Genomic DNA, 18,164 nt, shown 5'->3' with positions numbered 1-18,164 from the left:
ACTCTCGTCTATTTTCCCGAATAATTACATCTGGCACACTTGATTGCTGAGCACCGTTGTAAGTCCTACTTTTTGAGCATGTGATGAGACGTTATAATGCACGTCACATTTACTGTCTTTATCGCTTCCCCAGACAACATGAAGCGTGCCTTCATCCTCAACGCCGCGGACATAGGCTTGCCCCGCCTGTCCCACGGTGCCAATAGATTCATTTTTTTCATTTAAAACATCAGCGCCTAAAGGAATAAATCCGTTATCGGTGCGCTTAAGTTCTAAAATTAATGAACGGCCTTCATCGGTTGCAAAATCAACCAGCACAACGGAACCACTGCGGGGAACCGTAATTTCACTGGTGTTTTTAATTTCAACGTCGTTTTCCAGCGTGCTGATATCAAGGTATACGCGGTTTTCACGGTAGGCAGACATATAAGGCAGAATGCCATAGCCGGAACTGCCTATTTCGCTGTTACCAAAGCCGATACCGGCGCCTTTCGCACCACTCGCTTTGACCAGTGCCAGCGCATCGTTGTCACCAATACTCCCTGGTGCAAATGCAATACCTCCTGAATGGATGACCATGCCACCGTTATAGGAGGCAGAATATTGTTTACTATTGTCATCACCAAAAGAGGCAGATAAACCCAGCGGGCCATATTCACTGTTATAGGACCCGTAGCCGCTTATCTGATTCAGGTCACCATAATTACCACTGTTTGACGAGGCGCTAACGGAATAACTCACCTTATTATCTTGCGTATTTCCACCCGCGGACGTGTTAAAACTTGTGCCGCCTTTAAGGTCGGAACGTAATCCCATATTGATGTTCGAGAATCCACCGGCATTCCCTCTATCTTTTGAGAATACACTTAATGGAATGCTTAGGCTTAAATAAACGCTATCGTCTTTCTTGCCGTTCTGATCATAGGTTCGCTGTAATGACAAGCTGTAGCTGCCGTAGGTGAAGCTATTGTTATACCCAATATTGTAATTGGAAGTAGAGCCCGTCGCGTTCCAGTAATCCTGCCAGGTGCCGCTTACATACAGGGAGCCAAAATTGTCTTCTCCGGAGGTCAGCGGTTGGTTAAGACTAATTTGCACCTGGTTTTTGGTGCGCTGATAGTCTGCATATAGCGCTTCGTTTGAGTCATAGCTACGGTTTGAGTACTTCTGGTGCTTAATACTGTCCTGAAGTTGCGCCGCATCGTTAAGCGTCAGGTAGTCTTCCGTCGAGAAACGATAAGCCGCAACGTTAAAGGAAGTATTCGTTGACTCAATCATTTTACTGTAGGTTAAACGATAACTTTGCCCGATTAATTTATCCAGCCCCTCAATATCTGCATAAGATTGCGTAACGTCGAATGCAAACGCACCAACAGGGGTGTTCATTGCCACGCCGAGAATACCGGCATAAAAATCCATGTCGGTATATTGCGCGCCAATATAACCCGTGAACGTATTATTCAGGCCATAGTAAAGCGTACCGTAACCCACTTTAGGCGCATCAATAAGTGACTCATCATTTAACTCACCTAAACCGACGTCCCAGCGAGAGGCTCCCGGACGGAGCATCTGCGTGACGGATGAAAAGGGTACGGTAAAGGAGCGTTTGCTGCCATCCGCTTCTTCAATCGTTACCAGTAAATCATTTCCGTAACCTGTGGTACTCAGGTCGTTTATTTCAAACGCGCCTGGTGGCACCGAGGTTTCATAAATCTTATTGCCGCTCTGCGTGACGCTGACCTTCGCGTTACTGTTCGCGACACCCCGAATGACAGGCGCGTAGCCTGTGGACCCCATTGGCAGCATGCGATCGTCACTGTACATGCGTGCGCCGCGCAGGCTCATAGAGTTAAATGCCTCGCCACGCGTGTAAGAGTCGCCGATGACAAACTGGGCACTCAACGGTGTGATATCGCGCTGCAAATAGACATCCTGACTGGAGTATTTTGTGCCGCTATCTTTGTCCCAGTTAAAATTGCCACGCGAGCGCAGGCGCCATGGCCCCATATTCAGGCCATAGCGTAACCCTACATATGCACTTTCTGATGTACTGCCGTTGTTCTCGCTACGCCAGCCGTTCATGTCATAAGAGAGCAGAGCGGCAGGAATCCCGTTATCCCACAACGATGGATCGACATAGCCCGCCGGGCGTTTCAGCACATAAATCTGGGGAAAATTAAAATCCATAGCCTGCTTGCCACTGTCATAGCTAACCGTAGCGCCAGCGAAAGATTTTTTAATATCGACGCAGGTTTCATCGTCTTCCGGTCCGTCAGGCAATGTGCTGGTGTCGACACCCGATTGTGACAGCAGCAGTTTTGTTATGCACGGGGTCGCACGAGGTGTTCCGTTATCTTTAAACGTGACCTCCACGGTGGACTTCAGTTTACCGTTCAGGTTGATCTTAGTGCGATAGGTCCCCGGTAAAACCGGGTTGCCATGTGAAAAACGATTAATATCAATATTAGCGCTGCCATTTAAAAGAAATTGATCGTTAAACTCGACCTCTTCTTCATTATCAGGCAGATCTTTTGCTGGCGTGATATTTTCTGCACAGGCATAAAAAGGCAATGCTGCACTTATCGTAAGACATAAAAGAGAACGTTTAAATAACATGGCACATCCACTTAATCAGTGCAGAGAGGGTCCTCTCCACAGAGTTAATGCTATTAATTATTATATGTATTAAAGGGTGCTCTATTTTAGTCCCGCTTCGTGATGGTCTGTGCCGCCATAGTCATTAATAGAATCAAACTCTACTTTACCATTTACGGCAGAAGCTAAACCTTTAACCGTCATTGTGGTATCACTGAACGGTGGAACGGCCTTATGATCAACGTCGTATGTTTTTTGACTGGCTTTAATGGTTACCGCCGAAACGGAGACGTTATACGGTGAATTATTATGGGCAACAAGCTTAACCGCGTTTCCTTCTTTTTTCTGCGTCCATGTCAAATGCTCAGCTGCTTCACCTGCCGAGCCTTTTAACCCGTCAGGACGGTAAAAGAATTTAATACGTGTTCTGAATGCCAGCTGAAGCTGGTTAAGATTCTCTTTATCCGCAGCTTTTGATTTTGGTGGAATCTCCAGGACATTGAACCAGAAAAGCGATTCACGATCCTGTGGTAAAGGTGTACCTGTGTAGGTAATACGTACGGATTGGCCTTTTTTCGGGTCAATACGGGATACTGGAGGGGTAATGATAAAAGGAAGCTTTAACTCTTCCGGATTTACGCCATCACGCCCATCATCAAGCCAGGTTTGAACCAAAAGCGGTTTGGTTCCATGGTTATCGAGATTAACAACAACATCCTTCGATGACTGTGGATAGATAATACGGGTGCCGGAAATAACAATATCCGCACTTGCATTCGATGTGGCCAAAACGGCAGTTGCGAGCAATACGGCTTGAAAACTTTTAATGCAGACTGAATGAGACATTTTTCCACTTCCTTTTGGAATTACACAAGCAATCCCTCACTCACCATGAAGGATTGCTTAATTTAAAGTTTACGAATCTCTTATTCGTAAATCATGGTGAAGGCAACCTGTGCCTGCACGGTACCAGCAGAAACTGGATTACTTGTTGCATCCCAACCCTGACCCTGCGTGTACGCTACGCGGTAGTACAGGTTTCCTGCGCCAGAAGTTCCATCGATGGTTGCTTTCTGGGAGTTGTTAGTCTGGTCAATTTTGATCTGATCGGTAGCTGAGTTACCGTCGTTTGACAGCACCAGGTTAACGTTCTTAGCTGAACCCTGAGCATTGCTTGGTGAAACCAGCAGACCGCCTTCGGTAGAAGAGGAGCCAGCCCAGGAAGAGAACTGTGCAGATGCTTTCTTCACAGTTGCGGTATCACAACCGGTCAGTGAAAGGCTGAATTTCTTTTCACCCAGGGTGCTGGTGCTACCCAGTGCGTTTGCGAAATCACGCACAAATACGGTGTCCAGCGTTACGTCAAAATCGTTACCGTCTTGGTTGATTTTCTGGTCAAGGGAGACCTGGCAAGTGTTGTTAGAAACCATGCCGTGGAAAGTAATAGTCCCGGTGTCAGAATCTGCTGCTACCGCTGAACCCGCAGCCAGAACGCTTGCCATAGCAATTGCCAAACCATATTTTTTAGAAATCATTTCAATATCCATATTCGTTGAGTAAATAATAAGTGCCCGTAAATCTTTTATTTGAAATTAAATTTCGTGGCGAATTATATTGTTAATCTCAATGAAATATAGATGTTGTGCGTGATTTAAACTAAATGAATAGTTTAGTAAATTTAAAATTATTTGTTATCAATGTGATGGGATTGTCTGGTTGTGCGGGGAGAGTTTGAATATTAATTCTATAAATGCTTTTTAAAGACCCATTCATTTAATAAATGCGCAGGAATGGGTCGTGGGATAAATATTATCAGGCAACCTGTACCGGAATCGCCTTCGCGGTACGTTTCATCTCATTGTCGCCTTCAAAGTAGGCTACTTTTGGCTGCCAGCGACGCGCTTCTTCGTCAGACATCATGACAAAGCTGGCGATAATCACGATATCGCCTACGTCCGCGCAGTGCGCCGCCGCCCCGTTGACGGAGATGATTTTGGACCCGCGCTCAGCGGCAATGGCGTAGGTAGAGAAGCGTTTGCCGTTATTTACGTTCCAGATATCAATGGCTTCGTTTTCGAGAATACCCGCCGCGTCGAGAAAATCCTGGTCGATCGCGCAGGAGCCTTCATAATGCAGGTCGGCCTGAGTGACTTTCACACGGTGAAGCTTACCTTGCAGCATTTTGCGAATCATTACGTTTACCTTTCATCTTCCGGGTAGAAAAACTACGCCAGCTCAACCACTTTGTTATCGATAAGGCGGGCCTGGCCGAGCCATGCCGCCACCAGAATTACCGCACGTTTGCTGGTCTCTGTAAGTGCCAGAAGCGTATCGGCATCCCGAATTTGAACGTCGTCAGCACGAAGACCTTTCTCGTTCAGCGCCTGTTCAGCCAGGGCGATAATCTCTTCTGCTGTTAACTCTTTTGCCAGCAGTTGCTCTGCCATCGTATTCATGACTTTGCTTAAGCCCGGCGCAATTTTACGCTGTTCGGCGGTCAGATAGCCGTTACGGGAACTGAGCGCCAGGCCATCTTTCGCACGCACAATCGGTACGCCGACGATCTCGATGTCGTAGCCCATGTCGGCAACCATTTTGCGGATCAGCGCCAACTGCTGGAAATCTTTCTCGCCAAAGCAGGCGATGTCCGGCTGCACAAGGTTAAACAGCTTGCTGACGATGGTGGAGACGCCACGGAAATGGCCCGGGCGGCTGGCGCCCTCCAGCATGGTCGAAATACCCGGCACGTCGACGTAGGTCGATTCAGTGGTACCCTGGGGATACACATCTGCGGGTGCCGGTGCGAAGACGATATCCGCATGACGTTTTTTGAGCTTCTCGCAATCTTCCTGCAAGGTACGTGGGTAGCGCGCCAGATCGTCTTCGCGATCGAACTGCATCGGGTTAACGAAGATACTAACTACCACGATATCTGCCCGGGCTCTCGCTTCATCGACCAGCTTCATATGGCCATCGTGCAGGTTGCCCATGGTTGGGACAAGGGCGATACGTTTACCTTCCTGACGCGCCCGACGAATATGCTGACGCAGCAGCGGCAGGGTTTCTATGATTAGCACACCTGGACTCCTTAATGGAAACTGTGTTCTTCGCCCGGATAAACGCCGGACTCAACCTCGGCAATATACTGCCGCACAGCAGCACGCATGTCGCCTGCTTCTGACAGGAAATTTTTAGCAAATTTTGGAATATGGCCGCCGGTGATCCCGAAGGCGTCGTGCATGACCAGAATCTGGCCATCGGTGACGTTACCCGCACCGATGCCGATCACCGGAATCGACAGCGCCTCAGTGATACGCTTAGCCAGCTCAACCGGCACACACTCCAGCACCAGCAGCTGCGCGCCCGCGGCTTCCAGCGCCACGGCATCATCAAACAGCGTCTGCGCCGCATCGCCTCGGCCCTGCACCTTATATCCGCCAAAGATGTTGACCGACTGCGGCGTCAGCCCCAAATGACCACAAACCGGCACGGCGCGGTCGGTGAGCATTTTCACCGTATCGACCAGCCAGGCGCCGCCTTCGATTTTGACCATATTGGCGCCGGCGCGCATCACTGTCGCCGCATTTTCGAAGGCCTGCTCCGGGGTGGCATACGCCATAAACGGCAGATCGGAAAGCAGCAGGCAGGCGGGGGCACCCCGGCGCACGGCGCGGGTATGGTAAGCAATATCCTCGACCGTGACCGGCAGAGTGGAATCATGTCCTTGTACCGTCATCCCTAACGAGTCTCCGACCAGCATGACGTTGATCCCTTCTTCGGCAAACAGTTTTGCGAAGCTGTAGTCATACGCGGTGATAGTGGCGAAGCGTTTTTTTTCCTGTTTGCATTTCTGCAATAAGGAGATGGTGGTTGGTTTCATACTGTTTCCTGATGGCCCAAAAGCGAATCTTTGCGCATTCTAACAGTAACATTTGAGGGAACAATGATTTTAGGCAATCGATTAACCGCAAATAAGGAATGGTTAATCGATGCGGAGGCGGGATTACCAGCGGGCCGGTTTATCCGCGTTGAGATTTTGCAGAACGGCTTGCAGCGAGGAGCCGTCAGGGAAGGTGAGATCGGGCGCGACTTCAAACAGTGGCCAGAGCATAAACCCGCGGTTTTTCATGTCGTAATGCGGAACGGTGAGGCGTTCGGTGTTAATCACCTCGTGACCGAAGAGCATAATATCGAGATCGAGCGTGCGCGGTCCCCAGCGTTCGGCTTTGCGGACACGACCCTGCTGTAGCTCAATACGCTGGGTATTATCCAGCAGCGTTTCTGCGTCAAGGGTCGTTTCCAGCACCACGGCGGCGTTCAGATAATCAGGTTGATCCTGCGGGCCGAGCGGCGGCGTACGGTAAAATGAGGACAGCGCGACAATGCGGCTTTGGGGGATCTCTCCAAGGGCCTGCACGGCAGCGTTAACCTGCTCCAGCGGAGAGGCCAGATTGCTGCCGATGGCGATATACGCAAGGGTCATGCCGTACCTTCACGACGCGGTGCGCGTTTGCGCGGGCGACGGTGACGACGGCGCGGTGCCGGTTCATCATCCAGATCCGTAAGCATATCTTTTTGCTCCGGTGGCGCAGAAACCTGAAACTCGCCCCACCACTGCGCCAGGCGCTGTAGTTCCGGGTTCCTTTCAACTTCAGCACGCAGAGAGAGCAGATCGAACGCGGCGCGGAACTTAGGATGCTCCATCAGCTTCCAGGCGCGTTTACCCTGACGGCGGGACATACGCAGCTGAAGCTGCCAGATATCACGCACCAGCGTGGTAATACGTTTCGGGATCGCCAGCGTGCGACAGCCTTCGTCCAGCACGTCGTTTGCCGCCAGCGCGAACGCATCATAATAGGCGAGACCGCTCTCCTGGGTAATGCGCTGCGCCGTTTCCAGCAGCGGATACCAGAACATGGCCGCGAACAGGAACGCCGGATTCACGCGCATATCGTTATGAATACGGGTATCGGTGTTCTTCAGCACCTGCGCAATTATCCGCTCCATTGCGCTGTCACCGTTTTCGGTGAAGTAGCGGGTAATGGTCGGGAACAGCGGCTGGAACAGGTTGTATTCACGCAGCAGGTTGTAGGTTTCAAACCCGTAGCCTGCCTGGAGCAGCTTTAACGACTCCTCAAACAGACGGGCAGGGGGCACGTCGTTGATCAGCGTCGCCAGGCGCGGGATCGGCTCTGCGGTTTCCGGGCTGATACGCATGTTCAGCTTGGCGGCGAAACGCACGGCGCGCAGCATTCGGACCGGATCTTCGCGATAGCGTGTTTCCGGCGTACCGATCAGGCGAATCAGACCATCTTTCAGATCCTGCATACCGCCGACGTAATCGCGCACGGTAAAATCCGCCACGCTGTAGTAAAGGCTGTTGATGGTGAAATCGCGACGCTGAGCATCTTCTTCAATAGAGCCGAAGATGTTGTCGCGCAGCAGCATACCGTTTTGGCCGCGCTGGGAAGTCGTACGATCGTTGACGCCCGCTTCGTGGTGACCGCGGAAGGTCGCCACTTCAATAATTTCCGGTCCAAACATCACGTGCGCCAGACGGAAACGGCGGCCAACCAGACGGCAGTTGCGGAATAATTTACGCACCTGCTCAGGCGTGGCACTGGTCGTCACGTCGAAATCTTTTGGTTTTTTGCCCAGCAGTAAATCGCGCACCCCGCCGCCGACGAGATAGGCCTCGTAGCCTGCTTTATTCAGACGATAGAGCACCTTGAGGGCATTTTCACTGATATCTTTGCGGGAAATATTGTGCTGCTCACGCGGAATGACCGACATGTGTGGCTGTGCAATAGCGTCGTTCGCCATGCTCTCTTCGCGGCTCAGCACTTTACGGCAAAAATTAGCGACTCGGGTAAAAATAGTACACCTCGTAGTGTGTTTTGTTATCAAAAAAGCGGCTAATCATAGCTCAGCGCAACGCATTTGAGAATGCTGGATTTTTGGCACGGCCATAAGCGCCCAGTCAGCAATGGCCGTTTTCAGCAATTCATCCAGACTCAGATCCTGCCATTCCTGCGTTACATTCTGGTTGAGAAATCGCAGCGCGTCGATCAAAACCGGGCGCGGATCGCCGTCAGGCAGCGCCGGGGCATGATTCTGTTTCGATAGCTTATTTCCCTGTTCATTGACTGCCAGCGGCAGATGGATGTAATCCGGCACCGCCCAGCCAAACTGCTGGTAAAGCGATATTTGCCGCACGGTAGGCTCAACCAGATCCGCCCCGCGCACGATTTCCGTAACGCCCTGGAAATGGTCATCGACAACCACCGCCAGGTTATAGGCAAACAAACCATCACGACGGTGAATAATAAAATCTTCACGCGCCAGGCGTTCATCCGCCTGAATTGTTCCTGAGAGTACGTCGGTAAACTGCGTCACCGGAGTACGCTGTATCAGCCGCACGGCGGCATTCTCAGGACCGTTGTGCCGCGTACGGCAGTGGCCGTCGTAAACGCCACCCACGCTCTGAATTCGCGCCCGCGTGCAGGTGCAGTTATAGGAAAGGCCCTGTTCAGCAAGCCACGCCAGACGTTCACGGTAGGCATCATGGCGTTGAGACTGCCAGAGTACGTCGCCGTCCCAGTGAAGACCGTAATGTTCCAGCTGACGCAGAATAGTGTCTGCTGCACCGGGAACTTCACGTGGAGGATCGATATCTTCAATGCGGACCAGCCATTGACCCTGGCGGGCGCGAGCCTGTAGGTAGCTGCCGAGCGCGGCAATTAATGAGCCGAAGTGTAATTCACCGGAGGGAGATGGCGCAAAGCGCCCGATATAGTGAGATTCAGACATATCAACGGTAACAAGGCGGGAGAGACTCCCGCCTTAGCTGAGTAGTGAGAGGGCAGGCGTTAGCCGGCCATCTGTTTTTCGCGGATTTCTGCCAGCGTTTTACAGTCGATGCACAGATCGGCTGTTGGACGCGCTTCCAGGCGACGAATACCGATTTCAACACCGCAGGATTCGCAGTAGCCAAAATCTTCGTCCTCGACCTTCTTCAGCGTTTTTTCGATCTTTTTGATCAGTTTGCGCTCGCGGTCACGGTTACGCAGTTCGAGGCTGAACTCTTCTTCCTGAGCGGCACGGTCGACCGGGTCCGGGAAGTTAGCAGCTTCATCCTGCATATGTGTAACGGTGCGATCGACTTCATCCCTGAGTTGATTACGCCATGCTTCAAGAATACGCTTGAAGTGCGACAGCTGGGCTTCGTTCATATACTCTTCGCCCGGCTTCTCTTGATACGGCTCCACCCCAGCGATGGCGAGAATACTCAGGGACGATGTTTTACGGTTTTGCCCTTCTTGCATGTTGCTTCTCCTTAACACGCACTATCGATCCCCGTGTTGGGGGAAAAATCAGGTCGCTATAAATAGCAGATGCTTTTCCGTATGGCAATTATCTAAACGTAACACTTGACAACCCTGTGAGGAAAAGCGTATTTGCGCACGCGGCCAGAACACTTATTAGTCAATCGTCTAATCCCTTATAAGACAATGGGAAGAGAGGATCTCAGAGTCATATTATCGGCAGAAAGTTCCGCTTTATAAGCGAAAATCTCTACCCCCTGCTTTTGTGCCTCATTCAACAATTGCGCGTATTTAGGATCAATATGACGGGCCGGGGAAAACCGTTCAATGGCTGAATGCAGAACCGCAAACAGCAACACGGCGCGCTTGCCCGCCGCCGCTACACTCATTAGCTCTCGCAGATGCTTCTGGCCACGTAGCGTTACCGCATCCGGAAAGAAGCCGTTTTCCTGTTCCGCTAACGTCACTGATTTCACTTCAATATAGCACTCAGGGCGGTCTTCCGCCTGTAACATAAAATCAATTCTGCTGCCTTCATCGCCATATTTCACTTCGCTTTTTTGCGTGCCGTAACCCACCAGTTCAGGAAGCATTCCATTTGTCAGGGCTTCCTTAACCAGCTGATTTGCGCGCAGGGTATTCACGCAAATAAATGCCCCGCTTTGCGTCTTGGTCATTTCCCAGGTATGAGGATATTTGCGTTTAGTATTTTCTGATGTGGAATACCAGACCGTGTCACCCGGCGTGGCGCAACCGGTCATGGCGCCGGTGTTAGGGCAGTGCAGCGTGAGCGTTTCGCCCTCAGGGGTGATCACGTCAGCGAGAAAGCGTTTGTAACGCTGGATCAGCGTGGCGGGCTGGAGTGCAGGGCTAAACTTCATCAGGATTCCTTAACGTGTCGCCCAGCGTCCAGCGCTGAAGCGGAGTATAGCGGGTGCGTCCTTGTACAAAGGCAGATTCGTACAGCGCAAATTCATTCACCTGAAAGGACCAGTGAAAGCCCGGTGGCGGGATGGCAACGGCCTGACCCGCATCGCGCAGCAGGGTAATGTGGGGATGAAACGGCTGCGGGCTCTGATAACAGCCGCTGCGCGCGGCCTGCGCCCGCAGCATGTTGGCGAGCTGTAGCAGTCCGCGAGGGGGCTGCCGCGTCCCCAGCCAGACCACCCGAGAGCGCAGCCATTGCCCGGCATCGTCAAGATGCAGCGTAAACCCCGGCTGCGAAATGCGTCCGGCCATTGCGCTTAACGCGCGCTGCTTTTCAGCGCTTACTTCACCAAGAAAGGCTAACGTCAGGTGCATATTGGCGGCGACGACGGGGCGGCCCGCTTCCGCGGGGAAGTGGCTGGCGCGCCAGCGAACAATCTGCCGTTGAAGCGTGGTGGGTAATTCAATGGCGAAGAATAGCCGTTTTGACTCAGACATGCGCAAGACTCGGTAATGATATGCGCCGATGCTACAATGTACGCCGATTAATGTTAACCCTCTGGAGCCGTAAGTGTCCTCTTTGCCCGTCGCCGTCGTCCTTCCTGAGCTACTCGCAGCCTTAGAACATGCGCCACAGGTTTTGCTCAGCGCGCCCACCGGAGCGGGTAAATCCACCTGGCTGCCCCTGCAAATTCTGCGCGAGGGGAGCATCAGCGGGAAAATTATCCTGCTGGAGCCGCGCAGGCTGGCGGCGCGCAATGTGGCGCAGCGCCTGGCGGAACTGCTGAATGAAAAACCGGGCGAGACGGTAGGGTACCGGATGCGCGCCGAAACCTGCGTTGGACCGTCCACGCGGCTGGAGGTGGTCACCGAAGGTATTCTCACCCGTATGCTGCAAAACGATCCGGAGCTGACCGGCGTCGGGCTGGTGATCCTTGATGAATTTCACGAGCGCAGCCTCCAGGCCGATCTGGCCCTTGCGCTGCTGCTCGACGTTCAGCAGGGGCTGCGCGACGACCTTCGGTTGCTGATTATGTCGGCGACGCTGGATAACGAGCGGCTCCGGCAGACGCTCCCTGACGCGCCGATGATCTCCTCTGAAGGGCGTGCGTTCCCGGTCGAGCGCCGCTATCAGCCGCTGCCTGCCCATCAGCGTTTTGACGAAGCGGTTGCCATCGCCACCGCCGAATTGCTCCGTCAGGAACCCGGCTCGCTGCTGCTGTTTTTACCCGGCGTAGGCGAAATCCAGCGCGTACAGGAGCAGCTGGCATCCCGGGTGAACAGTGACGTTATGCTGTGCCCGCTCTACGGCGCGCTGCCGTTGGCTGACCAGCGCAAGGCGATCCTTCCCGCACCGGCGGGGCAGCGCAAAGTGGTGCTGGCAACCAATATCGCGGAAACCAGTTTGACCATCGAAGGCATTCGCCTGGTGGTGGACAGTACGCAGGAGAGGGTGGCCAGTTTTGATCCGCGTACCGGGCTGACCAGGCTACTGACGCAGCGCATCAGCCAGGCCTCAATGGTGCAGCGCGCAGGGCGAGCAGGGCGTCTTGAGCCGGGTATTTGCCTGCATTTAACCAGCGCCGAGCAGGCGGAGCGTGCGACATTGCAGAGCACGCCTGAGATTTTACAAAGCGATCTCTCCGGGCTGGTGATGGATCTGATGCAGTGGGGCTGCCCGGACCCTGACCAGCTCACCTGGCTTAATCCTCCGCCTGTCGTGAACCTTTCCGCCGCGCGCAGCCTGCTGACCCAGCTTGGCGCGCTGGAAGACGAGCGACTGACGGCGCGCGGTCAGAAAATGGCGGCGCTGGGCAACGATCCGCGTCTGGCGGCAATGCTGGTGGCAGCACAGGGCGACGATGAAATTGCCACGGCGGCAAAACTGGCGGCTATTCTTGAGGAGCCGCCGCGCGGTGGCAGCAGCGATCTGGGACAGGCCTTTTCTCGCCATCAGGGAAACTGGCAACAACGCGCGCAGCAGCTGTGTAAACGCCTGAATTGCCGGGGCGGTTCGCCTGACAGCGATAAAGTTATCCCTCTGCTGGCCCAGGCCTTCCCGGACAGGATCGCTCGCCGTCGCGGGCTGGATGGTCGCTATCAGCTGGCAAATGGGATGGGCGCGATGCTGGACAGCGATGACGCCCTGACGCGTCACGAATGGCTGATCGCGCCGCTCTTGCTCCAGGGCAGCCACTCCCCGGACGCGCGTATTTTACAGGCGGTTGCCGTGGATATTGACGCGCTGACGCGTGCCTGCCCGCAGCTGCTTCAGCAATCTGACATCGTGGAATGGGATGATGCCCAGGGCACGCTGAAGGCGTTCCGTCGTAGCCAGATTGGCAAACTGACGCTCGGGACGAAACCGCTGGCGAAGCCGTCGGAGGAAGAGTTACACCAGGCGATGCTGAACGGCATTCGGGAAAAAGGGCTGAGCGTACTGAACTGGACGCCGGAGGCCGAACAGTATCGCATTCGCCTGCATTGCGCCGCGAAGTGGCTGCCGGAACAGGGGTGGCCAGCGGTGGATGATGAGACGCTGCTCGCGACGCTTGAACAGTGGCTGTTGCCGCAGATGAACGGCGTACACTCGCTGCGCGCCCTGAAGGCGCTTGATGTTAAGGCAGCGTTACAGAATTTACTGGACTGGTCGTTACGTCAACGTCTGGATAGTGAACTGCCTGGGCATTACACTGTGCCAACCGGGAGCCGGATTGCCATTCGTTATCATGAGGATAATCCGCCGGCGCTGGCGGTTCGGATGCAGGAGATGTTTGGTGAGGCCACCACGCCATCCATCGCTGAAGGGCGCGTGCCGTTAGTGCTTGAGCTGCTTTCGCCTGCGCATCGTCCCTTGCAGATCACCCGCGATCTGGGGGCGTTCTGGGCGGGGAGCTATCGTGAGGTGCAGAAAGAGATGAAAGGGCGATATCCCAAACACGTCTGGCCGGACGATCCGGCGAATACCGCGCCGACACGGCGCACGAAGAAATATTCGTAATGGATCGAAAAGGGGAGTGCGGCCTGATGCCCTCGCCCCGGCCCTCTCCCACGGGGAGAGGGAGAAACAAACTTTGAGAGATTTCTTCTTTCACTGACCTGTGCAAGATAAGAAAATCTGGCCTTTGCGCCTGAATGTTGCGGAGAAAAAGCATGGCGGGGAATGACCGCGAGCCAATAGGACGTAAGGGAAAGCCGACGCGTCCGGCGAAAGAAAAGGTAAGCCGTCGTCGCCTCAGAGATGAGGAGTATGACGATGACTATGAAGACGATTATGAGGATGAAGAACCGATGCCACGTAAAGGGAAAGGCAAAGGGCGTAAGCCTCGTGGTAAGCGCGGCTGGTTCTGGTTGCTGCTGAAGCTGTTCATTGTTTTTGTTGTCCTGATCGCGATTTACGGCGTTTATCTGGATCAGAAGATCCGCAGCCGTATCGACGGGAAAGTCTGGCAATTGCCTGCGGCAGTGTACGGTCGCATGGTGAACCTTGAGCCGGACATGTCCATCAGCAAGAACGAGATGGTGAAGCTGCTGCAAGCCACACAGTATCGTCAGGTCACGAAAATGACCCGTCCGGGTGAATTTACCGTCCAGGCGAAAAGCATTGAGATGATCCGCCGTCCGTTCGACTTCCCGGACAGTAAAGAAGGGCAGGTGCGCGCGCGTCTGACCTTTGACGGCGATCGTCTGGAAACCATTGAGAACATGGATAACGATCGCCAGTTCGGTTTCTTCCGTCTCGATCCGCGCCTCATCACCATGCTGTCGTCCGCAAACGGCGAACAGCGCCTGTTCGTGGCGCGTAACGGCTTCCCGGATCTGCTGGTAGATACCCTGCTGGCAACCGAAGACCGCCACTTCTACGAGCACGACGGTATTAGCCTTTACTCCATTGGTCGTGCGGTACTGGCGAACCTGACTGCCGGGCGTACGGTGCAGGGGGCAAGTACCCTGACCCAGCAGCTGGTGAAAAACCTGTTCCTCTCCAGCGAGCGCTCTTACTGGCGTAAAGCCAACGAAGCGTACATGGCCGTGCTGATGGATGCGCGCTACAGCAAGGATCGTATTCTTGAGCTGTACATGAACGAGGTGTACCTCGGTCAGAGCGGTGACAACGAGATCCGCGGCTTCCCGCTGGCGAGCCTGTACTACTTTGGTCGTCCGGTAGAAGAGCTGAGCCTTGACCAGCAGGCGCTGCTGGTGGGCATGGTGAAAGGCGCGTCGATCTACAACCCGTGGCGTAACCCGAAACTGGCGCTGGAGCGTCGTAACCTGGTGCTGCGTCTGCTGCAACAACAGCAGGTGATTGACCAGGAGCTGTACGACATGCTGAGCGCGCGTCCGCTGGGCGTTCAGCCGCGTGGTGGGGTGATTTCTCCGCAGCCAGCCTTTATGCAGATGGTGCGTCAGGAGTTGCAGTCTAAGCTCGGGGATAAAGTGAAAGATCTCTCCGGCGTGAAGATCTTTACCACCTTTGACTCCGTGGCACAGGACGCCGCAGAAAAAGCGGCGGTAGAAGGTATTCCGGCGCTGAAAAAGCAGCGTAAGCTGAGCGATCTGGAAACCGCGATGGTAGTGGTTGACCGTAACACCGGCGAAGTTCGTGCCATGGTGGGCGGTGCTGAGCCGCAGTTTGCGGGCTATAACCGTGCCATGCAGGCGCGTCGTTCAATTGGTTCACTGGCAAAACCGGCGACCTATCTGACCGCGCTGAGCCAGCCGAATCTTTATCGCCTGAATACCTGGATTGCCGATGCGCCAATTTCCCTGCGCCAGCCTAACGGCCAGGTTTGGTCACCGCAGAACGATGACAGACAGTTCAGCGGCCAGGTCATGCTGGTGGATGCGTTAACCCGCTCGATGAACGTGCCAACGGTTAACCTCGGAATGGCGCTGGGCCTGCCGGCCATTACCGACACCTGGCAGAAGCTGGGGGTACCGAAAGATCAGCTGCACCCGGTGCCAGCGATGATTCTGGGGGCGCTTAACCTGACGCCAATCGAAGTGGCGCAGGCGTTCCAGACCATCGCCAGCGGCGGTAACCGTGCTCCGCTTTCCGCTCTGCGTTCGGTGATTGCCGAAGATGGCTCCGTGCTGTATCAGAGCTTCCCGCAGGCAGAACGTGCAGTTCCGGCGCAGGCGGCCTATATGACGCTGTGGACCATGCAGCAGGTTGTCCAGCGCGGTACAGGCCGTCAGCTGGGAGCGAAGTATCCGGGCCTGCATCTGGCGGGTAAAACCGGGACCACCAACAACAACGTCGATACCTGGTTCGCCGGTATTGATGGTCGTGAAGTGGTCATCACCTGGGTGGGGCGCGATAACAACCAGCCGACCAAACTGTATGGCGCGAGCGGTGCGATGTCGATTTACCAGCGCTACCTGGCCAACCAGTCTCCGGTGCCGCTGAACCTGGTTGCCCCGGAAGATATCGTTGATATGGGCGTGGACGCATCGGGCAACTTTATTTGCGGTGGCGGGATGCGTACGCTGCCGGTCTGGACGACTAACCCGGATGCGCTGTGTCAGCAAAGTCAGCCAGAAGAACCGACAGGTAACCCGTTTGATCAGTCTTCTCAACCCCAGCAGCCGCAGCAGCAACAGCCGCAGCAGCAGAATGAGAAGAAAGACAGCGACGGTGTCGCCGGCTGGATCAAGGACATGTTTGGCGGAAACTAATTAGTTTCCTGAATAAAAGGCCGCTTAATGATTAAGCGGCCTTTTTTTATGTTTACATTCATTTATATTTAAAATTATTAAATTTAAAATGTAGAATTATTAATTTTTGCTTTTTTTCATCTAAAACAGAAAGTTGTGTCCGATTATTCGGGTGTTATCATTTTGCGATCTAGACGTGATGAAGAATAATCTGATTAAATCCTCTCCAGAAATTTACTGACCTCACAGGATATTCCTTAGAGGACTTCCCAACATTTTTGTATATATCAAGAATGGATATCTTCATCATCACATATAAGGATATTGTTATGAGTAAATATGTTGTTTCAACGGTGCTGGCCAGCACGATTATGGCTGCACTCTCTCTGCCGGTATTTGCAGCGAACGATTCTGGTACGGTAAATTTCGCCGGAAAAATTGTGGCGGATACCTGTGAAATTGATGTTGATGGCTCGGGGTCCAATACTTCCACCGTCACATTTGCAGATACTTATCCTTCTGATTTTGGTACTGACGGTCAGGTCGGGACGTCGAAGGCCTTTAAGATTGAAGTGAAAAAATGTGATCCGCTGGTTGCCAAACTGAACCTCAAGTTCAGCGGCACCACAACGGATGCGGAATACAAGCGCCTGAAGAACGATCTTTCCGGCGCTGGCAATGCGACCAACGTTGGCATCATTGTCAGTAATGAAAATGGGACTAAGGGGGACGTGGTTTTCAACGGATCAGAACCGGAAGCCGGTACCGATGTTGCGAACGATGCCACTGGCGCCACAGCATCTGTCTTTAATTACACCGCGAAAGTTATTCAGGTTGGTGATAACAAACCAACAGCAGGTCACTACTCCTCATCTGCAACGTTCGAGGTTGTTTATCGCTAAATCTATTTTGGCAGCCTGAAATGGCTGCCTTCTGGAACGTAGTATGAATTATTTATTAAAATTGTTAGGTGGATGTTTGATTATCTCTTGCTGTTCAGTACAGGCAAGTGTGGTTCTCGGTGGCACGCGAATTATTTATCCATCGAATAAATCCGAAGTACAAATAGCACTAAAAAATAAAGACCCTCATACTCGATATCTGGTGCAAAGCTGGGTGAGTTACCCCAATGATGCAAAAGCACCTTTCATCATTACGCCGCCTGTCTATAAATTACAGGAAAATCGTCAGACCCTTTTGCACATCATTTTTACCGGCGATAAAAAAAATCTGCCCGCAGATCGCGAATCTTTATTTCTGGCGAATGTGAAATCCGTCTCGGCGTTATCACCTGACTTAAAAGACAAGAATACGCTGCAATTCGCGATGAAAACGCGTCTGAAGCTGTTCTGGCGCCCTGCTGATTTGAAAGAAGCCGATGCGCTACAAGCCTATGAAAAAATCACCTTCCGCCGCCAGGGGAACAGGCTCATTGCGAAAAACCCAACGCCGTTTTACGTCTCCTTTGGCGAGCTGGCCGTGGGCGGGAAAAGTGTCCCTGTGACTGACACAAAAACCACGCCGGGGGCGATTTCAATGATGGTCGCACCTTTCAGCGAGCAATATTTTTCTGTGCCTCAATCTGCAAACGGGCCCGTGACGTGGACTGCTATTAGCGATTTCGGCGCGCAAACCTCCCAGCGCAAGCAGGCTCTTTAA

16 protein-coding genes are annotated in these 18,164 nt (G+C 53.3%); 4 read left to right on the top strand and 12 right to left on the bottom strand.

Features of this window, described 5'->3' with window-relative positions:
• Positions 1-24 precede the first annotated feature (24 nt).
• The 12 genes from INF61_RS18670 to thpR all read right to left on the bottom strand — a co-directional run bounded on the left by INF61_RS18670 (position 25) and on the right by thpR (position 11,345).
• Positions 25-2,616, bottom strand: coding sequence for an outer membrane usher protein (locus INF61_RS18670; RefSeq protein ID WP_048973388.1), 2,592 nt, complete (start codon positions 2,614-2,616; stop codon positions 25-27).
• Positions 2,617-2,697: 81 nt separating this feature from the next.
• Positions 2,698-3,441 (bottom strand): fimbrial chaperone, encoded by a 744-nt coding sequence (locus tag INF61_RS18665; protein WP_032670544.1) that lies wholly within the window; start codon positions 3,439-3,441, stop codon positions 2,698-2,700.
• Between the two features lie 80 nt (positions 3,442-3,521).
• Positions 3,522-4,130 carry a fimbrial protein gene (locus INF61_RS18660; protein ID WP_193547993.1) on the bottom strand — a complete coding sequence of 203 codons (609 nt, stop codon included), beginning with the start codon at positions 4,128-4,130 and terminating at the stop codon, positions 3,522-3,524.
• A gap of 277 nt (positions 4,131-4,407) precedes the next feature.
• On the bottom strand, positions 4,408-4,788 hold the full coding sequence (gene panD, locus INF61_RS18655; protein WP_003856284.1) for an aspartate 1-decarboxylase: 381 nt from the start codon (positions 4,786-4,788) through the stop codon (positions 4,408-4,410).
• Between the two features lie 32 nt (positions 4,789-4,820).
• Positions 4,821-5,672 (bottom strand): pantoate--beta-alanine ligase, encoded by an 852-nt coding sequence (gene panC, locus INF61_RS18650; protein WP_003856282.1) that lies wholly within the window; start codon positions 5,670-5,672, stop codon positions 4,821-4,823.
• Positions 5,673-5,683: 11 nt separating this feature from the next.
• On the bottom strand, positions 5,684-6,475 hold the full coding sequence (panB, locus tag INF61_RS18645; RefSeq protein WP_015572705.1) for a 3-methyl-2-oxobutanoate hydroxymethyltransferase: 792 nt from the start codon (positions 6,473-6,475) through the stop codon (positions 5,684-5,686).
• Between the two features lie 123 nt (positions 6,476-6,598).
• The gene (folK, locus tag INF61_RS18640; protein WP_015572706.1) at positions 6,599-7,078 is read right to left on the bottom strand and encodes a 2-amino-4-hydroxy-6-hydroxymethyldihydropteridine diphosphokinase; all 480 of its coding nucleotides are present in this window, start codon (positions 7,076-7,078) and stop codon (positions 6,599-6,601) included.
• Positions 7,075-8,472, bottom strand: a complete 1,398-nt coding sequence (gene pcnB / locus INF61_RS18635) for a polynucleotide adenylyltransferase PcnB (protein WP_026080645.1) — start codon at positions 8,470-8,472, stop codon at positions 7,075-7,077. The genes folK and pcnB overlap by 4 nt, the downstream gene beginning before the upstream one ends.
• 42 nt (positions 8,473-8,514) lie before the next feature.
• Entirely contained in the window at positions 8,515-9,405 is an 891-nt protein-coding gene (gene gluQRS, locus INF61_RS18630; RefSeq protein ID WP_193547992.1) for a tRNA glutamyl-Q(34) synthetase GluQRS, read from the bottom strand.
• Positions 9,406-9,464: 59 nt separating this feature from the next.
• A complete protein-coding gene (dksA, locus tag INF61_RS18625; protein WP_001155232.1) occupies positions 9,465-9,920 on the bottom strand; it encodes an RNA polymerase-binding protein DksA in 456 nt (151 codons plus the stop codon).
• Positions 9,921-10,096: 176 nt separating this feature from the next.
• On the bottom strand, positions 10,097-10,801 hold the full coding sequence (gene sfsA / locus INF61_RS18620) for a DNA/RNA nuclease SfsA (RefSeq protein WP_017383754.1): 705 nt from the start codon (positions 10,799-10,801) through the stop codon (positions 10,097-10,099).
• Positions 10,791-11,345 (bottom strand): RNA 2',3'-cyclic phosphodiesterase, encoded by a 555-nt coding sequence (gene thpR, locus INF61_RS18615; RefSeq protein ID WP_003856249.1) that lies wholly within the window; start codon positions 11,343-11,345, stop codon positions 10,791-10,793. Before thpR ends, sfsA begins: the two co-directional genes overlap by 11 nt.
• Positions 11,346-11,418: 73 nt before the next feature.
• Between thpR and hrpB the strand changes: the two genes are divergently transcribed.
• From hrpB to INF61_RS18595, 4 genes are all read left to right on the top strand, one after another.
• A complete protein-coding gene (hrpB, locus tag INF61_RS18610; protein WP_193547991.1) occupies positions 11,419-13,848 on the top strand; it encodes an ATP-dependent helicase HrpB in 2,430 nt (809 codons plus the stop codon).
• Positions 13,849-14,000: 152 nt separating this feature from the next.
• Positions 14,001-16,526, top strand: a complete 2,526-nt coding sequence (mrcB, locus tag INF61_RS18605; RefSeq protein ID WP_015572709.1) for a bifunctional glycosyl transferase/transpeptidase — start codon at positions 14,001-14,003, stop codon at positions 16,524-16,526.
• A 272-nt stretch (positions 16,527-16,798) separates the two neighbouring features.
• Positions 16,799-17,407: a fimbrial protein gene (locus tag INF61_RS18600; RefSeq protein ID WP_110871047.1), complete on the top strand. Its 609-nt coding sequence runs from the start codon at positions 16,799-16,801 to the stop codon at positions 17,405-17,407.
• 43 nt (positions 17,408-17,450) lie between these two features.
• Positions 17,451-18,164 carry a molecular chaperone gene (locus tag INF61_RS18595; RefSeq protein ID WP_032682231.1) on the top strand — a complete coding sequence of 238 codons (714 nt, stop codon included), beginning with the start codon at positions 17,451-17,453 and terminating at the stop codon, positions 18,162-18,164.

The sequence above is a fragment of the Enterobacter cloacae complex sp. P18RS genome (genome assembly GCF_014982105.1).
Lineage (GTDB): Bacteria > Pseudomonadota > Gammaproteobacteria > Enterobacterales > Enterobacteriaceae > Enterobacter > Enterobacter hormaechei_C.
Note: the sequence above shows the minus strand (reverse complement) of the source record. Positions and strands in the feature narration are given on the sequence as shown.